The sequence below is a fragment of the Micromonospora sp. NPDC006431 genome, from assembly GCF_042870725.1.
Lineage (GTDB): Bacteria > Actinomycetota > Actinomycetes > Mycobacteriales > Micromonosporaceae > Micromonospora.
Genome location: NZ_JBIAHQ010000018.1, coordinates 132939 through 155510 on the forward strand (window position 1 = coordinate 132939; position 22572 = coordinate 155510).

A 22572-nucleotide genomic window follows, 5' to 3' on the forward strand; every position below is an offset into this window, starting at 1 on the left:
GTAGACAGGGCAGGTAAGCGCGGCCGGCGGGGGTGCCATGGGAATTCGAGAAGCGTTCCTGCCGTGGCCCGTGTTCCGGCAGGTCCAGTCCCTGGCCGCCGCAGGAGACCGGCTCGCGCGGGGTGCGGCGGCCCGGTCCCGGCGGACCGACCGGCTGGAGCCACGCACGACCACCGCGGACCGGGTGGTCGGCAGCGTCTGCCCGTACTGTGCGGTCGGCTGCGGGCAGTTGGTCTATGTCAAGGACGAGCAGGTCGTCCAGATCGAGGGGGATCCGGCGTCGCCGGTGAGCCGTGGCCGGCTGTGCCCGAAGGGCGCCGCGACCAAGCAGCTGGTCACCAATCCGCTGCGGGAGACGCGGGTGCGTTATCGCCGGCCGCACGGGACCCAGTGGGAGGATCTCGATCTCGACACGGCGATGGACATGATCGCCGATCGGGTCATCGCGACCCGGGCGCGGACCTGGACCGATCGGGACGAGCAGGGCCGACGGCTGCGCCGGACGATGGGCATCGCCGCACTCGGTGGCGCCACGCTGGACAACGAGGAGAACTACCTGATCAAGAAGCTCGGCACCGCGTTGGGAGCGGTGCAGATCGAGAATCAGGCGCGTATTTGACACTCCTCCACCGTTCCCGGTCTGGGAACCTCGTTCGGTCGCGGTGGCGCCACCACCTTCCAACAGGACCTGCAGAACTCCGACTGCATCGTCCTGCAGGGCTCGAACATGGCCGAGTGCCATCCGGTGGGCTTCCAGTGGGTGATGGAGGCGAAGGCGCGGGGCGCCACGCTCATCCACATCGACCCGCGGCTGACCCGGACCGGGGCGCTGGCCGACCTGCACGTGCCGATCCGGGCCGGGACCGACATCGCGCTTCTCGGCGGTTTGATCAACTATGTGCTCGGTAACGGGCTCGAGTTTCGTGAGTACGTGGTCAACTACACCAACGCGGCGACCATCATCAACGAGGAGTTCAAGGACACCGAGGACCTCGACGGGCTCTTCTCCGGCTGGCGAGATGACACCTCGAGCTACTCCACCGACACTTGGCAGTACGAGGGCGTCCGGGTGGCGAGCGCGGCCGGCAAGCGGCAGCAGGGCGCGAAGCAGGCGCGGGAGGCCGGTGAGCAGCGGGCGCACCAGCGGCACGCGACCGAACGGGGCCACGAGCACGGCAGCCACGGCGCGTCGTTGGCGGACCTGCACAACCTGCGGCGGGACGAGACCCTGCAGCACCCGCATTGCGTCTTCCAACTGCTGAGGCGGCACTACCGCCGCTACACACCGGAGATGGTGGCGAGGATCTGCGGCATCCCGGAGGAGCTCTTCGGGCAACTGGCCCGGGCGGTCACCGACAACTCCAACCGGGACCGAACGACCGCGTGGGCGTACGCGGTGGGGTGGACTCAGCACACCGTCGGGGTGCAGTACATCCGGGCCGCGTCGGTGCTGCAACTGCTGCTCGGCAACATCGGGCGGCCCGGTGGGGGCATTCTCGCCCTGCGCGGTCACGCCAGCATCCAGGGCAGCACCGACATCCCCACGCTTTACAACCTGCTGCCGGGTTATCTGCCGATGCCGCATCCGGACGCCCACAGCAGTCTGGACGACGAGTACGTCGCCGACGACTCCTCCGACACCGGCTACTGGGGCAACATGCGCGCGTACGCGGTCAGCCTGCTCAAGGCGTACTGGGGTGACGCGGCCACCGCCGACAACGACTTCTGCTTCGACTATCTGCCGCGCATCACCGGCGACCACAGCACCTACAAGACGGTGCAGGCGCAATTGGACGGTACCTGCAAGGGCTACTTCCTCAACGGCCAGAACCCGGCCGTCGGCTCGGCCAACGCCCGGGCGCAACGACTCGGCATGGCGAATCTCGACTGGCTCGTGGTCCGGGACTTCTCGCTGATCGAGAGCGCCACCTGGTGGAAGGACGGCCCGGAGATCGAGTCCGGCGAGCTGCGGACAGCGGACATCGCCACGGAGGTGTTCTTCCTGCCGGCGGCCGCGCACACCGAGAAGGACGGCAGTTTCACCAACACCCAGCGGATGCTGCAGTGGCACCACAAGGCGGTCGAGCCGCCCGGCGACGCGCGGAGCGACCTGTGGTTCTGGTACCACCTGGGCCGGCGGATCCGGGCGAAGCTGGCTGGCTCGACGAACGAGCGGGACCGCCCGATCCTCGACCTGAACTGGCGCTACGCCACCTCCGGTCCGCATGAGGAGCCGAGCGCCGAGGAGGTGTTGCAGGAGATCAACGGCTGGCGGGCGGACGGTACCTGCCTGTCGACGTACGAGGAACTGAAGGATGACGGATCCACCGTCTGCGGGTGCTGGATCTACTGCGGTTCGTACGCCGACGGGGTGAACCAGACCGCACGGCGCAAGCCGCACACCGAGCAGGACTGGGTGGCGCCCGAGTGGGGCTGGGCCTGGCCGGCGAACCGTCGCCTGCTCTACAACCGTGCCTCGGCCGACCCGCAGGGCCGGCCGTGGAGTGAGCGCAAGGCGTACGTGTGGTGGGACGCCGATAAAAAGAAGTGGACCGGGCACGACGTGCCGGACTTCCAGCCCACGAAGCCGCCGGACTACCGGCCGCCCGAGGGCGCGCAGCGGCAGGACGCCCTGTCCGGCATCGACCCGTTCATCATGCAGGCGGACGGGAAGGGCTGGCTGTACGTGCCGGCCGGGCTGTCCGACGGGCCGCTGCCGACGCACTACGAGCCGCAGGAGTCACCGGTACCGAACCTGTTGTACGGGCAGCACCAGAACCCGGCCCGGGAGATCAGCCGGCGGCGGGACGTCGACCCGTACCAGCCCAGCGGCGATGACTCCGGAAGCGGCGTCTTCCCGTACGTGCTGACCACGTACCGGCTCACCGAGCACCACACCGCCGGCGGGATGAGCCGATGGCTGCCGTACCTGTCCGAACTGCAACCGGAGATGTTCTGCGAGGTGTCACCGGAACTGGCCGTCCAGGTCGGGCTGGACCACCTCGGCTGGGCGACCATCATCACCGCCCGCAACGCCATCGAGGCGCGTGTCCTGGTCACCGACCGGATGCTCCCGGTACGGGTGCACGACCGGACCGTCCACCAGGTCGGACTGCCCTACCACTGGGGCCGCAACGGCATCACCACCGGCGACTCCGCCAACGAGCTCACCCACATGTCCCTCGACCCGGACGTGCACATCCAGGAGGTCAAGGCCCTCACCTGCGACATCCGACCCGGCCGTCGGCCCCGCGGCCCTGACCGGCGCCGGCTCGTCGAGGAGTACGTGCGGCGCGCGGAGATCACCGCGGTGACCGGCACCGCGCACCGCACAACCGAGAGGCACGGGTAACCCGCATGACCGACAACCTGCTGGAGGGCACGAAGGACCCGGCCCTCGACTCCGGCTACCCGCAGCCACCGCCGCGAATGGGCTTCTTCACCGACACCTCCGTGTGCATCGGCTGCAAGGCATGCGAGGTCGCCTGCAAGGAGTGGAATCTCATCCCGGACGACGGGCTCTCCCTGCTCGGTATGTCGTACGACAACACCGGCATGCTCGGCGCCGACACCTGGCGACACGTCGCCTTCATCGAGCAGGACCGCCCCCTCGGCCGGCAGAACAACGCCGTCGCCCTCATGCCGACCGGACCATCGGCAACCGGCCGTACCGCCCAGGCAGTCGCGGCCGGGCTCGGCGAGCAGCACGGCGCCCGCCTCGGCACCGAGACCGGCGCCACGCAGCTCGCGCCGAGCCCGGACGGCGGACCACGGCAGCCCGTCGCCGCAGACGGGCGCACCGAGCTGCGGTGGCTGATGGCCAGCGACGTATGCAAGCACTGCACACACGCCGCCTGCCTGGACGTCTGTCCGACCGGCTCGCTGTTCCGCACCGAGTTCGGCACGGTGGTGGTGCAGGAGGACATCTGCAACGGCTGCGGCTACTGCGTGCCCGCCTGTCCGTACGGCGTGATCGATCAGCGCAAGGACGACGGCCGAGTGTGGAAGTGCACGCTCTGCTACGACCGAATGACCGACGGGCAGGAGCCGGCCTGCGCCAAAGCGTGCCCCACGGAATCGATCCAGTACGGCCCCCTTGACGAACTCCACGAGCGCGCCGCGCACCGGGTCGAGCAGTTGCACGAGGTCGGGGTGGTCGACGCTCGGCTGTACGGGGCCGATCCGGACGACGGCGTCGGCGGGGCAGGCGCGTTCTTCCTGCTGCTCGACGAGCCGGAGGTGTACGGCTTCCCACCCGACCCGGTCGTGACGACCCGGGACCTACCGGCCATGTGGCGGCACACGATGATCGCGGCGGTTGGGGTGGCGGCGACCGCGCTCGCGGTGTTCGCGGGAGCCCGCCGGTGAGCGCCGCGCAGGAGGCCGGCAGCGAGGTACGCCGGGACGGTCTGCACCACGTCGCGCCGGGACGCGAGGCCCTGATCGGCTCCCGGGGCGGCCGGCGTCCGGGCCGCGGCGGCGAGGTCGTGCCCCCGGCCGAGTTCCGGTCGTACTACGGCCGGGCGGTCATCAAGCCGCCGGTGTGGAAGGCGCACAACATCGCCGGATACCTCTTCCTCGGCGGCGTCGCCGGAGGCGCGTCCCTGCTGGCCGCCGGCGCCGACGTCACGGGCCGCCCGGGCATGCGCCGCGCCGCCCGGCTCATCTCGGCCGGCGCGACCGGCCTGTCACTCGCCGTCCTGATCCGCGACCTCGGCCGGCCCGGGCGTTTCATGCACATGCTGCGCGTCGTCAAGCCCACCTCACCGATGTCGATCGGCACGTGGCTGCTCGGCGGTTTCAGCCCACTCGTGGCGGTCGCGGCGCTCGACGAGCTGTCGGGAGTGCTGCCACCCCGCGCGGCGAATTTCGTCGGGCCCCTGGCCCGCCCGGCCGGGTTGGCCGCCACCGCCGTCGCCCCCGCGATCACCACGTACACGGGTGCCCTGATGGCAAACACCGCTGTACCCGTATGGCACGAGGCGCACCGGGAACTGCCGTACCTGTTCGGGGCGAGCGCCCTCGCCGCCGCCGGTGGCCTGGTGGCCGCGGCCTCCCCGGCGCGCGAAGCGGCGCCGGCCCGGCTGGCCGGCGTCGTCGGGTCCGTCGCGGCGCAGGTGTTCGACCGGGCCGTCCACCGCCGGCTAGGGATGGTGGCCGAACCGCTGACCGGCGGGCGACCGGCCCGGCTGCTGCGCGCATCCCGCTGGTGTGCCCGCGCTGGGACGGCTCTGCTCGCGGCCTCGGCGATCCGGCCGAGCCGGGCGCTGGACGTGGCCGGCGGACTGGCGCTCGCCGCCGAATCCGCACTGACCAAGTTCGGCTACTTCCATGCCGGCACCGCTTCCGCGGCCGACCCCAAGTACACGGTGCTGCCGCAGCGCGAGCGATCCGACGCAGCGCAGTAGGCCACACACCGACGCGAGCGCTCTCCAACAGGACGAGGAACGCCAGCGACAGCGAGTCGGCGATCTCGGCCTGCTCGGCCGGTGACGGATCGGTAACCAGCGGCAGCGCGCCACCCCGAGCGCGCCGCCGCCCGCACATGCGTGATCAACGACCGTCTACAGCGCGAGCATCGCTGCGGCGACCTCATGGGCGGCCGCGTCGGGGATCGCGGTCGCGGCCTGTTCGAGCACGAGCAGCCGCGCGCCAGGGATCTCGCGCGCGAGCGCCTCGCCGTTGCCGACCGGGAAGAACGGGTCGCAGCGGCCGTGCACCACGAGCGCCGGTATCGCGAGTTCGGGCAGGCGCTCGCGCCAGCGCGGCTTGCAGTCGAGCTTGGAGAAGACCATGCCCATCTGGTTGGCCATCTGGACTGCGGGCTCGGTGCCTGGCGTGCGGTCGAAGATGCGCTCGGCGGTCGCGCGTGCCGTGGCGGGGTCGTCGCCGAGGATCTTTGCGCCGGCGGCGGCGAACTCTGCCACGGCAGCGCGGTCGGACCAGTCGGGCATCGGGAGCGCGAACCGCCGGTCCATCGTCGCCGCGTCGTGGTCGGGCAGGTCGTCGTCGATGGGGCCCGGTGCGACGGGCCGCGTGCCGGCGAGGGTGAGTGCCGAGAACGCGTCCGGGTGGTCGAGCGCGGCGACCTGGGCGACCATCCCGCCGACGCCGATGCCCGCCAGGTGCGCCGGCCGGTCGTCGAGTCCGCGGGCGAGCGCGGCGGCGTCGGCGGCGAGGTCGCGCAGCGTGTACGCCGGCGCCTCGGGGTCGACGGTCGTCGACGCGCCGGAGTCGCGCAGGTCGTAGCGCACGACGTGACGTCCGCCGCGAGCGAGCGTCTCGCAGAGGGCGTCGGGCCAGGAGAGCATGGTCGTGCCGCCCGCGAGCAGCACGAGGGGCGCCGCCGCATCGCCGAAATGCTCGACCCCGAGCGTGACGCCGTCGGGCGTGCGGAACGAGTGGACCGTCGAATGCATGGTCAACCTCCAGGACGGCTGCGTGGCCGCGGCACACGCTACGCGCGAAATGTCGCCCGCCGCCATGGCACCGGCACCGACTCTGGGATCCGGCCGGAGTGTAGTTCGGAGCCGTAACCAGTGGCTGCGACGCCCTCGGCTCCAACTCGCGAACAAACACCTCCGGCTGCCGGGCCAGAACCGACCTCCACCGGCAGCCTCCGGCTGTCGAGGTGAGCGATCAAGCGGACACGGATTACGACGCCAACTTCCTTGGTGCGGCGCTAGCGCGGAGCGCGGCGGTCTGCGACGGCGTACGAGGCGGCTGCGGTGAGTGCCGAGACGGCCAGCACGGCGGGCCAGGCACCGATGCGCTTGGCCAGCGGGTGCGACAGGCCGAACGCCCCGATGTAGGCCGCGACCAGGCCTGCGGTCACGGCCGGGCTCGTCCGCCGGGCCCACTCGCGTCCCGCCAACACACCGCCGGCCGCAAGGACCACGCCGCCGAGGGGACGGTTACCGGTCCGGCGGGCGAGCTGCCACCCGCCGATAAGGGAGCCCGCGGTGGTCGCTGCGGTTGGGAGACGCATTCCACGACCGTACCCGCCGCCGACGGTGTGCGCCTGAGATCAGGCGACGAGCAGCAACGCGCCGACGGCGGCGACGAGCGGCGATCATGTCAGCTGCCGTGTCAGGGGTGTGTCAGGTGGGTGGCAGGCCCGGCGCCGATGGTGGTCGCATGACGAGTTCAGCGATTGCGGCTTCAGGGCTGCGGAAGGCGTACAAGGACAAGATTGTTCTTGACGGCATCGACCTCGATGTTGCCGCGGGCACGATCTTCTCCCTGCTCGGCCCGAACGGGGCGGGCAAGACGACGACGGTCAACGTGCTGACCACGTTGATGAAGGCCGACGGTGGCACGGTCTTCGTTGCCGGGCATGACGTGGCGACCGAGACCAAGGCCGTCCGCGCGGCCATCGGGGTCACCGGTCAGTTCGCCGCGGTGGACGATCTCCTGACCGGTCAGGAGAACCTCCAGTTGATGGCGGATCTCAAGCGTCTGCGCTCGGGCGAGAGCAAGCGGGTGGTCGCCGACCTGCTGGAGCGGTTCGACCTGACGGAGTCGGCGCAGAAGATGGCGGCCACCTATTCCGGGGGTATGCGCCGGAAGCTGGATCTGGCGATGACCTTGGTAGGCCAGCCCAGGATCATTTTCCTCGACGAGCCGACGACGGGTTTGGATCCGCGCAGCCGTCGGACGATGTGGGACATCATCCGTCAGCTGGTGGCCGAGGGCGTCACCATCTTCCTGACCACCCAGTACCTGGAGGAAGCCGATCGGCTCGCCGACCGGATCGCGGTGCTCGATCAGGGCAAGCTGGTCGCCCAGGGCACTCCCGCCGAGCTCAAGCGCCAGATCCCCGGCAGTCATGTCCGGCTCCGGTTCGCGGGCGACCTCGAACTCGCCTCCGCGGTGCGGGTCCTGACCGACTCCGCGCAGGACGCCGAGGACGATCTGGTCCTGCGGGTTCCCAGCGACGGTGGGGCGAAATCGGTTCGCGCCCTGTTGGCACAACTCGACGCACATTCGATCGAGGTCGAGGAATTCTCGGTGCACACGCCGGACCTCGATGACGTCTTCCTTGCCCTGACCGGCCGTACTCGCGCGAAGGTGAACGCATAATGAGCAACGCGACGACCATGCTGGGTCGCAACTTCAAGCACACTCTCCGGAACCCGGTCGCGGTGTTCAACGCGATCCTGTTCCCGATCGTGATCCTGCTGATGTTCGTATACGTGATCGGCGGCGCTTTCGACATCGGCGGCAACTACATCGACTACGCGACGCCGGGCATGGTCGTGTTGACGATCTGCTACGGGTTGAGCGCGACCGCGTTGGCCGTGAACTCCGACATGACGAAGGGGATCATCAATCGATTCAAGGTGATGGATATCTCCCGCAGTGCCGTACTGAGCGCTCATGTCGCCGCCAGCATGCTCCGCAGCCTGATCGCCATCGCGGCCATCATCGGAGTGGCGTACGCGGTGGGATTCCGACCGGCGGCGAGTTTCCTCGAATGGCTCGGCGCGATCGGCCTCATCGTGCTGGTCTCCTTCGCGACCAGCTGGATGACCGTCGCCCTGGGACTGGCGGCGAAAACCCCGGAATCGGCGGGACTGATCTCCGTACCGCTGGTCATGCTGCCGTTCCTGAGCAGTGCGATCGTGCCGGCCGGAACCATGGGCGCGGGGGTGCGACAGTTCGCGGAGTACCAGCCCTTCACCCCGATCATCGAGGCACTGCGCGGGCTGCTGACCGGTGAACCTGCTGGAAGCAAGGTGATCATCGCCGTCGTCTGGTGCGTCGGGATCGCCCTGGTCGGATATGTGTGGTCGCTGTCCACCTTCAAGAAGCGGGCCTGACCAACCGGGGCGGGCACACCAACAGATCACGTACCAAGCAAGAGGGAGAAGTTGTCATGCCTACATTCGCCACCCCCGGGCCCATCGCCGTCACCGTGGAAGTCGCCGGTGCTCAGGTGCGGGTCACCGCGAGCGACCGCACCGACACCGCGGTGCTGGTCGAACCCATCAACGAGGCGAGCCGGTCCGACGTCAAGGTGGCCGAGAAGACCAAGGTCGAATTCGCCGGCGGTCAACTGTCGGTCAAGACGACCGTCCCCGGGCACAAGAACGGGTCGGTCGCCATCACGATCGAGCTGCCCACCGGCTCCAGTGTCGCCGCCTACCTGGCGCACTCCGATGTTCATGCCGACGGCTCGTTCGGCGGGTGCGAGCTGCACGTGGCATCGGGCCGGGTCCAGGTGGAGCGCATCGCCACGCTGCAGGCGAACATCGCGTCCGGTGACGTCGCGATCGGCCACATCGCCGGACGCGCCGACATCGAGGGCGGGGCGTTCGCGATGCGGATCGGCGAGGTCGAGGGCGCGGTGCGGCTCTCGAACTCCGGCGGGCAGGCCTGGATCGGCCACGCCTCGGCCGACCTCGATCTCAGCAGCGCCAGCTGCGACTTCGACATCGACCGCGCCGACGGCAGCATCGCCGCCATGACAGACAGCGGCGCCATCCGGATCGGCCGGATGACGCACGGTCAGGCGAAGCTGACGAACGCCTCGGGAAACATCGAGGTCGGCATCAGCGAGGGCACCGCCGCCTACCTCGACGTCAACAGCGAGCGAGGATCCGTGCGCGACGCCGTTTCCGCGCCGGGAAACCCTGGCCCGGCGGACACCAAGGTCTCGGTCCACGCCCGCACGCGGCACGGCGACATCGTCATTCGACGCGCAGGTCAGAAGGAGAGCCCGGTCTCGACCAGCTGAGCCCAGCTCGCCTGCGTACCCTCCTGCGACACCTCGGCGAACCGTGCTTCGCCGAGGTGTCGCCGTACGTCCCGCTCGATCCTGGCCGCATCCGGGTGGGCGAGATCCGGCACTCCACGTGCGCCGACGCTGGCCGCGAGCAGTCGCGCCGCCTGCTCGTACTGGTCGTGCCGGAGTGCGAGGTCCGCGACACCGACGAGGGCCTGGGCGATCATGGGAGCGTGTCCCGCCTCGGAGGCCGCCTGCCAGGCCGCCACGCGGTGGGAACGAGCCTCCCGAAGATCGTCGGCCAGGTAGCCGAGCACGTCGTGGATGCCCGCGCGGATGTCCGCCGTCTCCGCCTCGTCGCCGAGCAGGGCGGTCGCGACCCCGAGTTGATGGCGTGCCTCCGCGGCGTTACCGACCCAACGCGCGAGATCGGCCTTGGCGAGCGCCAGCTCGACCAGCGCATGCGGCCAGGTAACCCCTTCGGCGCACCGCTCCGCCTCGGCGACGGCGGCCGCGCTGGCGTCCCGATCGCCGTGCAGCCAGTACAGCAGGGCCTGTTGGGTCCGCAGCCGGATGACATCTTCGACGGCGCCGACCTCGGTGACGAGCGTGACCGCCTGTTCGTAGTGCGCACACGCACCGACGAACTCACCACGCAGGGCGAGTTGGCCCGCCAACTCGGACAGGGCGATGGACATGCCGAACCTTTCGCCGAGCGCGCGGAACTCAGCGAGCGCAAGCTCCAGGTTGGCCTCCGCATCCCGGCCGCCCTGACCGAGCATGATCCGCATCTTGCCGAGCTGGAACCGGGCCAGGGCGCGTACCCAAGGGTCTTCGTTGTCCAGCACCGACTCGAACGCGGTCACCGCGGCGTCCGGCTCCTGCAGCAGGCGTTCCAGCGCGTCGACCAGTCCCAGCAGCGGGTTGCGGTGCTGGCTTTGCTGACTGAACCGGTACGCCTTGTGGATCCATTCCGCGCCCAGGTGTTCGTCGCCCCGCCCGGAGGTCACGAAGAGCACCACGATCCCGTACGCCATGGCCCGGACGTCATCGGTCACGTCGCCGGGGATGTTGGTGGCCGCGAGCATCAGCTCGAGGCCTTCGGCCCGGCGCCCGCCGAGCCACCAGTACCAGCCGGAGGCGGCCGCGAGCCGCATCGCCGCCTGTGCGTCACCAGCCGCGACCGCCACCCGCATCGCGGCGCTGATGTTGTCGTGTTCGGTCTCAAGCGTGGCGAGCCAGGCCAACTGCTCGGCGCGGCGCAGATGTGGCTCCGCGGTCTCGGTGAGGTCGGTGAAGTAGGCGAGGTGCGCCCGGCGAGCCAGGTCCGATTCGTCCGCTTCGGCGAGCCGGTCCGCGGCGTACTCCTTGATCGTGCTGATCATCCGATAGCGCGGGGCGGCGTCGCCCTCGGTGACCACCAGCGACTTCTCGGCCAGCGACGTGAGCAACTCCAGCACCTGATCCTGCTCGACGTCATCGCCGGCGCAGACCCACTCGGCCGCGTCCAGGCTCGCTCCGCCGGAGAACACCGACAGCCGGCGCAGGACCGTCCGCTCGGCCTCGGTGAGCAACTCCCAGCTCCAGTCGACCACCGCGCGCAGCGTCTTGTGCCGCGGCAAGGCGGTACGGCTCCCGCTGGTCAGCAGGCGGAACCGGTCGTCGAGCCGGTTGGCGAGCTGATCGATGGTCATGGTGCGCAACCGGGCGGCGGCCAGTTCGATCGCCAGCGGCATCCCGTCCAGCGCCCGGCAGACGCGCACCATCGTCGACAAGGTGTGCTCGTCGACTCCAAGGTCCTTGCGCACCGCGCCGGCCCGGTCCCGCAGCAAACGGACGGCCGGGGAGGACGCGGCCTCGGCAAGGCCGGCGTCGGTGGGCATGGCCAGCGGCTCGACCAGCCACAGCGCCTCACCGGTGATGCCGAGCGGTTCCCTGCTCGTCGCCAGGATCCGCAGCCGTCGGCATTGCCCGAGCACCCGATCGGCGAACCTCGCCGCCGCCTCGATCACATGCTCACAGTTGTCCAGGATCAGCAGCGCCTCCCGCTCGCGGATTGCGGCAATGAGCCCGTCCGCCAGATCCGCGCTCGGACCCGCGCCGAGCAGAGCATCCCGCAGTCCGAGCGCGGTGAGCGTCGCCTGCGCGACGTCACCGTCGGCGCCGATGGCGGCAAGTTCCACCAACCAGACTCCGTCCGGCAGGTCACCGATCAGCGTGCGTGCGGTTTCCGCGGCCAGCCTGGTCTTGCCCGAACCGCCCGGCCCGATCAAGGTGATCAGACGATGCTCCGCGATGAGCTCGCGGACCGCAGCGACATCAGCGTCCCGGCCGACGAAACTGGTGAGCTCGGCACGCACGTTGGTCTTCCGGTGCTCCTCCCGCCGCCCCAGTTCGCCCCGCAGCAACGCGACATGTAAGGCCGACAACTCCGGCGAGGGGTCGACGCCCAGCGTGTCGGAAAGCGCCTCCCTCGTACGTTCGTAGGCGAGCAGGGCCTCGGCGTCGCGGCCGGCTGCCACCAGCGCCCGCATCAGCGCAGCGACCAGCGGTTCCCGCAGCGGATGCGCGGCCACCGCGTCGGTCAGTTCCGCGACCACCTCCGCTCCGTGGCCCAGACTGACCTCCGCTTCGAAGCGATCCTCCATCGCCGTCAACCGCAGCCCCTCGAGCCGCGTCACCGCCGCGTCGAACGCCTCACTGTCCCCCAACCCCACATCCTGCATAGCCGCACCGCGCCACAGGGTGAGGGCCTCGCGCAACAGCCGAACTCGCTGGAGGCCCTCCTCCCGACGAGCCCGGCCGATGAGGCGTTCGAACCGAAGGGCGTCGACCGCGTCGGGGCCCACCATCAATCGGTAGCCGCCCGTCTGCCCCTCGATCACCCCTCCGGGCAGCACCTTCCGTAGCCGGGAAGCCAAGCGTTGCAGGGCGTTCCCCGCATCGGCGGGCGGGTTCTCACCCCAGATCCAGTCGATGAGCGTCGCCTTCGGCACGACGCGGCCAGGTTCGAGTGCCAGGGCGATCAACAGTGCGCGCAACCGGACGCCCGGCACGTCGGCCAGGATGCCCTCGTCCGTGCGAACCTCGAATGATCCAAGCATCCCGACCTGCACTTGCTGATTCTCCCACGGCGGCGTGCCCTTGCCGGACGCGCGGCCCGTCACCGGTGACGCCTCCAAGACCCAGGCACGACCGGTTGTTCAGGATGGCGACGGCGCCCCGCGTCGAGACCGCGCGGGAGCGGGTGACGGATCGGGGCGGCGAGTTGGAGGCGGAGCGGACCCGGTGCCGCGGTTCGGCTACCGCTTCACCAGGTTGCGCAGCGCGGCGAGCAGCGACCGGTTGCTGACCTCGGCGTAGATCTTCTTGTCGGGACCGACCAGGACGACGTACGGGCAAGCCTGGTCGTCGCCGCCCATGGCCTTGTCGAGCAGCTTCCGGCCGGTCGCCACCTCGTACACCCGAAGGCGGTAACTGGCCTTCAGCAGCGTCAACGTGTCCGGCTTCGGGTCGTCGTACTTGCACCGGCGGATCGTCGCGCCGGTGCTGACCCGGTCCAGGCAGGCGACCATCTGCACGTTCTTCGGATCCTCCGACGCCCAGGTCTGTTCCACCCGCTTCGACAGGCCCTCGTCGTAGTAGTAGCCGTTGTCCTGACGGCGGTGGTCTCCCGGGCCGTCTCCGATGAGCAGCACCACCGGGTGCGGTGCCTTGCCGGCGCGCTTGGGCGACTGGGGGTAGTAGAGGATGCCGTCGCACACGTTGTTCAGATCGGAGATCTGGGTTGCGGCGTAGTCGCTGGGCTGCGGCCCCTGCGGCACCGGCTCCGCGCTCGCGGCCGCGCGAGGGCTCGGGGCCGGGCTACCGGTCGCGGACGACCGCCGCGTCTCCGTCGCCGGCTTGGCCGCGTCGCGCTCCGCGGAGCGCAGGAGGAAGGCCCCGCCGACCAGGCCCGAGCAGGCCACCAACAGCAGTACGCTCAGCGCCACGACGGCGATGATCAGGCCGCGGTTGCGGTGGCCAGGTGGCGGCGGGTCGGCGGGCAGTTGCGGCCCGAACGGGATCATGGGCGGTCCGAACGGCTGGCCTGCCGTGGGTGGCACCTGCGGCGGTGGCGCGCCGTGGACCGGTGCCGGCTCGGGAGCCGCACCGCCCGGCAGCGGCGTCCATGCCGTTTCCGGATCGCGCACCCAGTCCGCCGTCGATCCTGAATCAGGTCCGGCCCCCGCGTCGGACATGTGCATCCCCTTGTCGATTCAAAGCGAAGGGCGAATCTATCAAGATCCCGCCGGGTGGGGCGGGTGCAGGTTGACCCCGGGGGAAACACGTCGCCGGACGTACGCTTCCGCCTCGGTGGCGGCTGCCCTGGTTGGCTGCCAGTTGGCGTCAGTTGGGATCAGGGAGACGTAGAAGTCGCTCACGGGCGTGATTCTCGATCACGCCCGGTAACTGGCTGAGCCCGTAGAGCTCGTTGAGGTCGAGCAGGTGGTGGCCGAGTACTGATGCTGTTCGGAGGTTGAGCACGAGCACCATGAACACGTTCGGGGTATCGGACGCGATGAGGACGTGCTGATGCGGCCCGTCGGGCATCTGCCAGACGTTCGTTACCTCCTCGCGGCTGAAGTCGTGGCCGGCGAAGTGATCGTGGGGGATGGCGTCGAAGTAGGGCCAGAAGTCGAATGGAGGAGGCTCGTCGACGTCGACTGGTGCCGGCGGTGTCCCGTACGTGGCCTTGAACTCGTCTGCCGTCAGTAGTCGCACCGGGTCATGGTGCCTGTCCTGTCGGGCGAGGTGCGAGGTGGGTGAACGGTCCCCCCGCGATGTAGCGCTCAACCCAGGACGGCGCGACCAGCGGGCCGAGCATGTTGTCGCAGGTCACGCGTCGGCCCACCTAAGTTCCGCTTCAACGTCTGACCTTCTGGCTGACCGACGTTCCCCGATCAGAGCGGTATCTAAGTGCCCCTCGTCGTTAGTTCGTCGGGGGTTGGGTCCAGGCGGTTGGATCGTTGAGGTAGAGGCCGCAAGCGCAGTCGAGGGCTTCTTCGGGACTGCCGGCGTGCAGGCCGCTGGGCAGGATGGAGTCTTCGTAGCCGTCGCGGCTGGCCAGGTAGATAGCGAAGCCCCATGTGCTGGCCGAGCCGCCGTAGCGGAGTCGGCAAAGCGGCAGCGTGGTGCCGTCAGCGAGCCGGCCGTCGACGTAGGCGAAGACGCCGCGATACCGCACGGACACAGCGGTCAGGGCAGGCCAACGGCTGCGGGCGTGCGCGGTGAGGCGTTGACGCAGGCTGCTCTTGGTCGATTCGGGTGGGGGCTTGGCCACAACTGTCATCCTGCCCCACCCTTGCTGCGGCGTGTCGGTGCCGACGCGGTGGCGGCACGGGTGGCACAACGGTCCGATGCCCCCCTCATCCCCGTATCCGATCACGCTCGACGCCGATGAGCGGGTCGCCCTGCAGAGGCTGGCTCGCCGACCCACGGCCTCCTACCGCCTGGTGGTGCGGGCCCGGATCGTGCTGGCCGCCGCCGGTGGGGCCAGTAACACCGCGATCGCCGCCGACCAGCGGGTGCACGTGGACACGGTCCGCAAATGGCGGGTGCGGTTCTGGCAGCGGCGGCTGGACGGGCTGACGGATGTGCCGCGCCCTGGCCGGCCACGCCGGTTCACAGATGTGCAGACCGCGCAGGTCAAGGCCCTCGCGTGTGAGTTGCCGGCCGAACGTGGGGTGCCGCTGTCCCGGTGGAGCGCCGCCGACCTGGCCGACGAGGCGGTGGCCGCCGGTGTCGTGGACGACATCTCCGCCTCCACGGTGACCCGCTGGCTGGCCGCCGACGCGATCAAACCCTGGCGGCACCGGTCGTGGATCTTCCCCCGGGACCCGCACTTCACCGCCAAGGCCAGCACCGTGCTGGACCTGTACGCCCCGCATCTGGGACGGCCGCCCCCTCAACGATGGTGACTTCGTGATCAGCGCGGACGAGAAGACCTCGATCCAGGCCCGCTGCCGCTGCCACCCCACCCTGCCGCCAGGCCAGACCCGACTGATGCGCGTCGAGCACGAGTACGAACGCGGCGGCGCCCTCGCCTACCTGGCCGCCCTCGACGTGGCCAACGGGAAAGTCTTCGGCCGCTGCGACGCGTCCACCGGCATCGCCCCGTTCGCCCGACTGGTCAAGCAGGTCATGACCAACGAACCCTACGCCTCAGCAGACCGGGTGTTCTGGATCGTCGACAACGGCTCCTCCCACCGCGGGCAAACCTCCATCGACCGCATGGCCAACACGTGGCCCAACGCCAAGCTGGTCCACCTACCGATCCACGCCTCCTGGCTGAACCAGGTGGAGCTGTACTTCTCGATCGTGCAACGCAAGGTCGTCACCCCGAACGACTTCTACGACCTGACCGACGTCGAAGACCGGCTCACAGCCTTCCAGGACCACTACAACCTCGGTGCCCGACCGTTCAACTGGCGATACACCAAGAAGGACCTCGACGCCCTGCTGAAACGCCTCACCGTCCACGAGCCCTTACCCACCGCCGCGTAACCCCCGACGAACTAACGACGAGGGGCACTTAGCTTTCGCTCGGTTTCAGAGATTTTGACCGGGTTGAGCCAGGTCGGCTGCGACAGTTGGCGGGATCAAATCGATCGGCATCTTGACGGGTGGGGCGGGATGTGACGTAGTGGATCGAGCGGCTCGAATCGATGCGGGTCGGCCGGTTGATCCGTCCGCCGCGGTCCACGTCGGCCCGCTACGGTCTGTGACGTCTAGGAGGCTTGTCCGTGTCTATGTCTCGCCGCCAGTTCCTGTCCCGCTCGGCCGGCGCCGGTCTTGCTGTGGCCGTGGTCGGTTCGGTCGACGCCCTGTTCACGGCGGCACCCGCGCTGGGGGTGTCCGGCCCGGAGGTCGGGTACGGTCCGCTCGTGCCTGACCCGGCCGGCATGCTTGACCTGCCGGTGGGCTTCCGCTACAGGGTGCTGTCGCGCGAAGGCACCGTCCGGCCGGACGGTGGCATCGTGCCGAGCCGGTTCGACGGTATGGGTGCCTTCGCCGACGAGGCGCGCGGCGCTCGCCTGGTCCGTAACCATGAGTGCTCCCCGACCGCGAAGATTACGGTCGTCGCTCCGCCGGAACGTACGTACGACCCGGCCGCCGGGGGCGGAACCACCACGCTCGCCGTCGACGCGTCGAACCGCGCCGTCTCTGAGCACGTGAGCCTGGGCGGCACGGCCATCAACTGTTCCGGCGGCCGGACGCCCTGGCATACCTGGCTGACCTGTGAGGAGACCGAAGACAAGGCGGGGACCCGCGGGTACACAAAGGACCACGGATTCATCTTCGAGGTCGACCCGTACGACGATGCTCGCAACACCGATCCGACACCGCTGACCGCGATGGGACGGTTCCAGCACGAGGCGGTCGCGGTCGACCCGCACACCGGCATCGTCTACGAGACCGAGGACGCGTTCGTGGCGCCGCTGGGCAGCTTCTACCGCTTCCTGCCGAACCGGCCGCTCGGCGGCCACGGGAGCCTGCGGGCAGGCGGCGTGCTGCAGGCTCTGCACGTCCCGGACCTGCCGGACCTGTCGGTGGTGACGACGGCGGGCACGTCCTTCTCCGGCATCGAGTGGCTCGACGTGCCGGACCCACTGGCGACGACGGAGTCGGTCCGTGCCCAGGACTACCGCAAGCCGATCACCGGTGGGTACAAGATCGAGGGCGCCTGGTGGGGGGAGAAGGACGGCTGCGCCTACTTCGTCTCGTCGTTCGCCCGGCGTGAGCTGGGTTCGGCCCGCGACCACGACGGCCAGGTCTGGCGGTTCGACCCGCGAGCCAACACGTTGCGCCTGGAGACCATCTTCACCCGTCCGACGCCGGCGCCGGAGAACCCGGAGTTCGACGCCCCGGACAACATCTGCATGTCGCCGTACGGGGGCCTGATGATGTGCGAGGACGGGGTCGGGGATCAGCACATCCTCGGTACGACCGCCGACGGCAAGGTGTTCGTCTTTGCACGCAACCGGGTCAACGTCGGCACCAGCGGGGACCCGGAGTACGGCGAGCTGGCCGGTGCGACGTTCTCCGCCGACGGCCGGACCATGTTCTTCAACGTCTACAACCCGGGCATCACGTACGCCGTCACCGGCCCCTGGAACCGCCGCCAGGGCTGACCCCGCCGCCGCCCTCTGCGGTGCTCCCCGGTCCACAGGTGATCGGGAAGCACCGCCTCGCCGGGCCTCGGGCGCCGGCGACCGTGCGGCTCGTCCTGCGGGCCCGGGCTTAGGGGACTGGGACGAACGGCTTGACCTTGTGTTGGCGCCTTCGATCGGGCCATTGCTGTATGGCGGGGGTGCTGATCGTGGTCACGTCCTGGTGTCGGTGGGCTGCGCGGGGCAGTCCCGACCCGCCCACTCCTTCATGGATGACAGGTCGTGTGGACGGAGTTGGATAACCCGGGCGAGGCTTCCCGGGCTTGTCCGTCCACAGTTTCCATGTGGCCAGCCGGGCGAGAGGGTCGGTTGCGCCACTACGAGGGCGGCAGCGGTCGTTGCAAGGTCCCTCAATCGAGGGTGGGGAAGGGATCCGGGAGGGCGTGTGTTGACCGCGCCCTCCCGGCCCTTCCCGGTGCCAGTGGCTCTGCTGAGACGGCTTATCCGCAGGTCACCCGGGCCTCGCCCCAGTCGGCGTGGTCGAAGTTCCTACCGTCTCCACCATCGGTGACCTTCAAGGTCAACATGCGTACTCCCGTGACGTCGACGCCGAGTGGGCGCGCTCCGTCGGCACGCCGGACGACTCCGGTGTCGGCGAGTTGCCGGCCGTCGCCGAGGACCTGGAACACGACCGAGCCGGACTGGCTGACCTCGTCGTCGATGCCGACCTCGGCCTGCAGTTGGCTGCAGGCCCCACCCAGCCACACGGTGAGCTGGCTCGGCGCGTGGGTCCCGATGCCCTTGGCGTAGGTCCTGCCGCCGATGGACAGGGTCTGCCCGTCGCCGGCACCCGTCTCTCCGTTGGATTTGTCGCGTTCGATCGGCCCCCACCCGTTGCTCTCGCTCAGGAACGGCAGGTCGCTCACGTACGTTGTTCCGCTCGGGCTAGGTGGCGGAACGAACACGCGGACCGCCTCCTCGACATGCACCGGGCGCTTCTGCGGGTCGTCGGAGAAGCGGTAGGTGGCGACGACCGGGACATCGACGTAGCCGGGGGCGGCATCCTCTGCGGCGGTGACCGTCCACGCGCCACTGATCGACTCGCCAGCCCGCAGACGCTTCGTCGATACTGGCGCGCCGTTCACGCTCCAGCCCGCGGTTGGTGTCACCCGCAGCGTGACGTCGGTGATCGGCGCGCCGGCGGGCAGGGTGAACGTGCCGCGTACGTCGATGGTGCTGCCTGGCCGTGCCTCCGCCTGGGTGGGCGTCACCGCAAGATTTGTCTGCGGCACCCGGCGCACCGGCTGGTCACAGGTCGACATTCCCTTGGCGTACTTGCAGACCACGGACACGAAGCCTCCGTTGGTGGCTACCGGCACCGCGAGCCGGTCGTCCGAGTCGACAATCTGGGCCTCCCGGATCAGGCCGTGCGGGCCGTCGCGGAGAGTCTCCACGAGCCATTGGCCCTTGCCCAGAAACGTCAGCGGCGTCTCGAACGTCTTCGCCGGCACGGCCGAGATCGCGCCGAGGTACCAGCGCTCATCCGCCCGTCGGGCGAGGAAGACCTCCTGCCCTGGGCGTCCGCCGAGCAGGCGCGTCTCGTCCCAGGTCGTCGGGAGTTGGTTCAGCGTTCGGAGCGCCTCGGGGCGCGATTCGTAGTTCTCGGGTTTGTCCGCGGCGTGCTGCCAGCCCGACTCGTACACCAGGAACGTCGCCGCCTCGTGTGCGGCAGTGGTGTCGCGGTCGGAGACGACGAAGGCGACCGGGGTGTAGTCCATGCCACCGACGACGTTGCGCGTGAACGGGAACATCGTGTTGGTCGCGGCCCGGGTACGGAACTGCTCCGCGCCGCGGATCGCCTCGACGGTCATGACGTGCGGCCACGTCCGTTGGATGCCGCGGGGGATGGTCGCGCCGTGGAAGTTGACCATGAGTTGCAGGTCGGCGGTCTTCTGGAGAATGTCGTCGTACCACGCGAAGCGCGCCTGGGAATCCGAGTCCATGAAGTCGACCTTCACGCCGGCGACACCCCAGGACTTGATGAGCGGGAGCGTCTCGTTTCGTTCCTGTGCGGTGTCCAGGGCCGTCCAGTGGAACCACAGCAGCACCTCGACACCCCGAGCGCGCGCGTAGCGCACCACGTCCGGCACCCAACTGCGGTCCCAGCCCTCGTCGATCAGGACGTAGGACCATCCGTTGCGGGCGGCGAAGTCGACGTACTGCTTCTGGCGCACCGGGTCCCGAGGGCTGTCGTGCTCCGACAGCCACGACCACGCGACCGTGCCGGGGCGGATCCACGAGGTGCCGGCCACCTTCGACGCCGGTGCCAGGTCGTCGACGAGCGTCGAGGTGGTCACCGTGGCCAGGTCGCCCACGATCGCGGTACGCCAGGGCGTGGCCAGCGGGCCGGGTGAGGTGACCTCCGCGTCGGCGAGCTTGATCGTGTAGTTCCCCGATCCCGCATGGTGCGTGAGGCGGCCACCCGAGTATCGCCCGTCGACGTCCGACTCGGTGAGCAGGACGTAGGTGTTCTCGACGTCGAACAGTGCCGGGAAGCCGAAGTCGCCCGCTGCTGCCGCTGCGGCGGTCGTCTCGACCCGGGTCCCCTCGTAGTTGGGGGTGTAGGGCAGCAGCCACGCGGGTGCGCCGGTCGGCAGGGAGTACGACGATGCCTCCCGCTTGACGGTGACGCCGTCGGCGTCGGGAAGGACGTACCGGAAGGCCACGCCGTCGTCCGAGACGCGGACCACGAGGTCCATCCGCGTGCCGTGGGCGCCGGCGAACGAGAGCGTCGATTCCGCCAGCGTGGCGTGGCGGACGCGCTGCTTTCCGGTGGTCATGATGTAGTTCTCCGCCACTGTCCGGTCGGTGCGGCGGAGGAAGGTCAGGCCTCTGGTCAGGTTGGCGGCCGTGGTCTCGATGCCGACAGCGGAGGGCGCGAGCACGGTCCTGCCCTGGTGGGCGACGGCGAGCGACAACGCCCCGTCGGCGTCGAGCGCGACCGTCGCCGATACCGGCGTTACCGGCGACGGAGCACCGATCGCCCAGGTGGCGGTATCCGAAGCTGTGGCGGGGTTGGCCGCCACTGCCGCCGTAGCGGCGGCGAGTATGGGTACGACGCAGCGAACGATGAGCCGATGCCACGAGCTGTGCACACGCATAGATCATCCCTTCTACACAGGTTCGATCAGCGGATGCCGAAGCAGCAGGCACGTGCCAGGGCGACGATGCGGCAGGTGATCGACGCGAGGCCCGTGCCTGCGCCGCCAGTTGCGGGACCCGCTGAACCTGACCGCGGTCGCGTTGCCTACGACGGCAAGAGCCGGCCGGGTATGGCCGGCGTGAGGAGCCAACCTCCCTCCTGTCCGTTCACAAAATCCAACACCGGCGAACAGGGGTGCCATTTGTGCGAGCGCCCTCATGGCCCTCGCGACGCGAAGCCTAGGGCGCGTAGCCGTGGACCGCTACCCTATACATCCGATGTTCATTCATGTCCATACTTGATCGGTCCTGTTGCGGTCGTTAATCTCGCGGAAACGTTCCTGCCCGGAGCAAGGCCGACCAGGACCCCCATGTCCGGCAGCAGTCCCAGGTGCCACCGGATGTGGACGAGCCTGAGCGTGCCGGGGGCGCGGCCGAGGTCCGCCGCGTCCACCGACCGGTCTCTCCGCCGCATCCGAGGAGGAGTCACCTGTGATGCACGTACCACTCCGACTGACCTGGCCGGCTACCGCGCGCCGCTCGACGTCGCGGATCGCGGCCCTCACGGTCGCCCTCGTCGCGGCGCTACTCACCGGAACTCTCGCAGCCACATCCGCCAGGGCGGAGACCGCCCGGTAGACGGTCACGGCTACCTTCGCTCCCGACGGCCCGACGGCGCAGGTCACTCACGACACGGAGGCGGGGAGCATCTCGTTGGCTGTGTCCCACGGCGGTCGGACGATCCTGCCGCCCAGCCCGCTGGGCATCCGGACCGAAGACGCCGACCTGACCGGCGGGCTGCGGTTCCTCGGCCGTAGCGACCGCACCGACGTCGAGCGCTACACGACGACAGTCGGCAAGGAAGTGCAGCGGCTCGCGATCTTCCGGGAGGCGCGATTCCGGTTCGCCGGCGCGGGCGACGCCCGGGTCGACCTGGTCGTCCGGGTCGCCGACGACGGCGTCGCCTACCGGTATGAACTGCTCGACGACTACGGGTCGGTGCTCGGCGAGGCGTCCGCGTTCACCGTTCCCGCCGACAGCACCGCGTGGCTGGCGAACCACCGCCGGGACTACGAGAACCCCTACGTCCAGACCACCGCTGCGGCCGCGGCCGCCCGGGAGTACCTCGCCCCGGCGCTGTTCGACGTCCACGGCACCTACCTGATGCTTGCCGAGTCCGACCTCGACGGACGCTACTCGGGCGGCAGCGTCCCTGATCAGCTTAGCGATCCTGAGTCGGATTGAGTTTCCGGGATCGTTTCCCACCGTGGTGGAGATGCATGGGCGTGGAAGTGGAATCCTGCGCCCAGTGCGGCTCCGCGTGGCCGGTGGCCGGTGGTGGTGGGTGTGCTGATCGTGTTCACGCTCTGGTGTCGGTGGGCTGCGCGGGGCAGCTTCCGGTCCGTTGGTGCGTGTCCCTCCGGACGCTTGCCCGCCTGACCGTGGGGCCGGGTGGGGGAGGGTGCCCTGCGTCGCCTGGGCGCGGGGCGT

16 protein-coding genes and 1 pseudogene are annotated in these 22572 nt (G+C 69.7%); 10 read left to right on the top strand and 7 right to left on the bottom strand.

All coding sequences use genetic code 11. The annotated features are described in order from the left end of the window. Positions 1–37: 37 nt before the first annotated feature. From fdh to nrfD, 3 genes are read left to right on the top strand one after another with little or no spacing between them, the layout of a single operon-like run. Positions 38–3352, top strand: coding sequence for a formate dehydrogenase (gene fdh / locus ACFYM6_RS26580; RefSeq protein WP_387279760.1), 3315 nt, complete (start codon positions 38–40; stop codon positions 3350–3352). Positions 3353–3357: 5 nt separating this feature from the next. Further along, complete coding sequence (locus tag ACFYM6_RS26585) at positions 3358–4368, top strand: 4Fe-4S dicluster domain-containing protein (RefSeq protein ID WP_387279762.1); 1011 nt, start codon at positions 3358–3360, stop codon at positions 4366–4368. Next, complete coding sequence (gene nrfD, locus ACFYM6_RS26590) at positions 4365–5408, top strand: NrfD/PsrC family molybdoenzyme membrane anchor subunit (protein WP_387279764.1); 1044 nt, start codon at positions 4365–4367, stop codon at positions 5406–5408. Before ACFYM6_RS26585 ends, nrfD begins: the two co-directional genes overlap by 4 nt. Before the next feature lie 156 nt (positions 5409–5564). Here nrfD and ACFYM6_RS26595 read toward each other — a convergent pair whose 3' ends face one another. Both ACFYM6_RS26595 and ACFYM6_RS26600 read right to left on the bottom strand, forming a co-directional pair. Next, the gene (locus ACFYM6_RS26595; RefSeq protein WP_387279766.1) at positions 5565–6485 is read right to left on the bottom strand and encodes an alpha/beta fold hydrolase; all 921 of its coding nucleotides are present in this window, start codon (positions 6483–6485) and stop codon (positions 5565–5567) included. Between the two features lie 197 nt (positions 6486–6682). After that, positions 6683–6988 carry a hypothetical protein gene (locus tag ACFYM6_RS26600; RefSeq protein WP_387279767.1) on the bottom strand — a complete coding sequence of 102 codons (306 nt, stop codon included), beginning with the start codon at positions 6986–6988 and terminating at the stop codon, positions 6683–6685. A 149-nt stretch (positions 6989–7137) separates the two neighbouring features. On the opposite strand from ACFYM6_RS26600, the gene ACFYM6_RS26605 reads away from it, so the two are divergent. The 3 genes from ACFYM6_RS26605 to ACFYM6_RS26615 are packed head-to-tail and all read left to right on the top strand — an operon-like array spanning position 7138 to position 9739. Next, positions 7138–8082: an ATP-binding cassette domain-containing protein gene (locus ACFYM6_RS26605; RefSeq protein WP_387279769.1), complete on the top strand. Its 945-nt coding sequence runs from the start codon at positions 7138–7140 to the stop codon at positions 8080–8082. Continuing rightward, positions 8082–8822, top strand: coding sequence for an ABC transporter permease (locus ACFYM6_RS26610; protein ID WP_387279771.1), 741 nt, complete (start codon positions 8082–8084; stop codon positions 8820–8822). The genes ACFYM6_RS26605 and ACFYM6_RS26610 overlap by 1 nt, the downstream gene beginning before the upstream one ends. Further along, positions 8789–9739, top strand: coding sequence for a DUF4097 domain-containing protein (locus ACFYM6_RS26615; protein WP_387279773.1), 951 nt, complete (start codon positions 8789–8791; stop codon positions 9737–9739). The genes ACFYM6_RS26610 and ACFYM6_RS26615 overlap by 34 nt, the downstream gene beginning before the upstream one ends. Here the strand turns inward: ACFYM6_RS26615 and ACFYM6_RS26620 are convergent. The 4 genes from ACFYM6_RS26620 to ACFYM6_RS26635 all read right to left on the bottom strand — a co-directional run bounded on the left by ACFYM6_RS26620 (position 9709) and on the right by ACFYM6_RS26635 (position 15059). After that, entirely contained in the window at positions 9709–12843 is a 3135-nt protein-coding gene (locus tag ACFYM6_RS26620) for a BTAD domain-containing putative transcriptional regulator (RefSeq protein ID WP_387279797.1), read from the bottom strand. The genes ACFYM6_RS26615 and ACFYM6_RS26620 overlap by 31 nt on opposite strands. Positions 12844–13029: 186 nt before the next feature. Then, positions 13030–13797: a hypothetical protein gene (locus tag ACFYM6_RS26625; protein WP_387279775.1), complete on the bottom strand. Its 768-nt coding sequence runs from the start codon at positions 13795–13797 to the stop codon at positions 13030–13032. Positions 13798–14116: 319 nt separating this feature from the next. After that, positions 14117–14491: a hypothetical protein gene (locus tag ACFYM6_RS26630; protein ID WP_387279777.1), complete on the bottom strand. Its 375-nt coding sequence runs from the start codon at positions 14489–14491 to the stop codon at positions 14117–14119. A 208-nt stretch (positions 14492–14699) separates the two neighbouring features. After that, positions 14700–15059 carry a hypothetical protein gene (locus ACFYM6_RS26635; RefSeq protein WP_387279779.1) on the bottom strand — a complete coding sequence of 120 codons (360 nt, stop codon included), beginning with the start codon at positions 15057–15059 and terminating at the stop codon, positions 14700–14702. A gap of 67 nt (positions 15060–15126) precedes the next feature. Between ACFYM6_RS26635 and ACFYM6_RS26640 the strand changes: the two genes are divergently transcribed. The 3 genes from ACFYM6_RS26640 (at position 15127) to ACFYM6_RS26650 (ending at position 17901) form a co-directional block, all read left to right on the top strand. Continuing rightward, positions 15127–15687: a helix-turn-helix domain-containing protein gene (locus ACFYM6_RS26640; RefSeq protein WP_387279781.1), complete on the top strand. Its 561-nt coding sequence runs from the start codon at positions 15127–15129 to the stop codon at positions 15685–15687. Between the two features lie 4 nt (positions 15688–15691). Continuing rightward, positions 15692–16273, top strand: a complete 582-nt coding sequence (locus ACFYM6_RS26645; protein ID WP_387279783.1) for a transposase — start codon at positions 15692–15694, stop codon at positions 16271–16273. 245 nt (positions 16274–16518) lie between these two features. Then, a complete protein-coding gene (locus ACFYM6_RS26650; protein ID WP_387279799.1) occupies positions 16519–17901 on the top strand; it encodes an alkaline phosphatase PhoX in 1383 nt (460 codons plus the stop codon). 479 nt (positions 17902–18380) lie between these two features. On the opposite strand, the gene ACFYM6_RS26655 is transcribed toward ACFYM6_RS26650, so the two are convergent. Next, on the bottom strand, positions 18381–21041 hold the full coding sequence (locus ACFYM6_RS26655; protein ID WP_387279785.1) for a glycoside hydrolase family 97 catalytic domain-containing protein: 2661 nt from the start codon (positions 21039–21041) through the stop codon (positions 18381–18383). 712 nt (positions 21042–21753) lie between these two features. Here ACFYM6_RS26655 and ACFYM6_RS26660 point away from each other — a divergent pair. Then, positions 21754–22326: pseudogene (locus tag ACFYM6_RS26660) on the top strand (glycoside hydrolase family 97 N-terminal domain-containing protein); the annotation flags it as partial. Positions 22327–22572 lie beyond the last annotated feature (246 nt).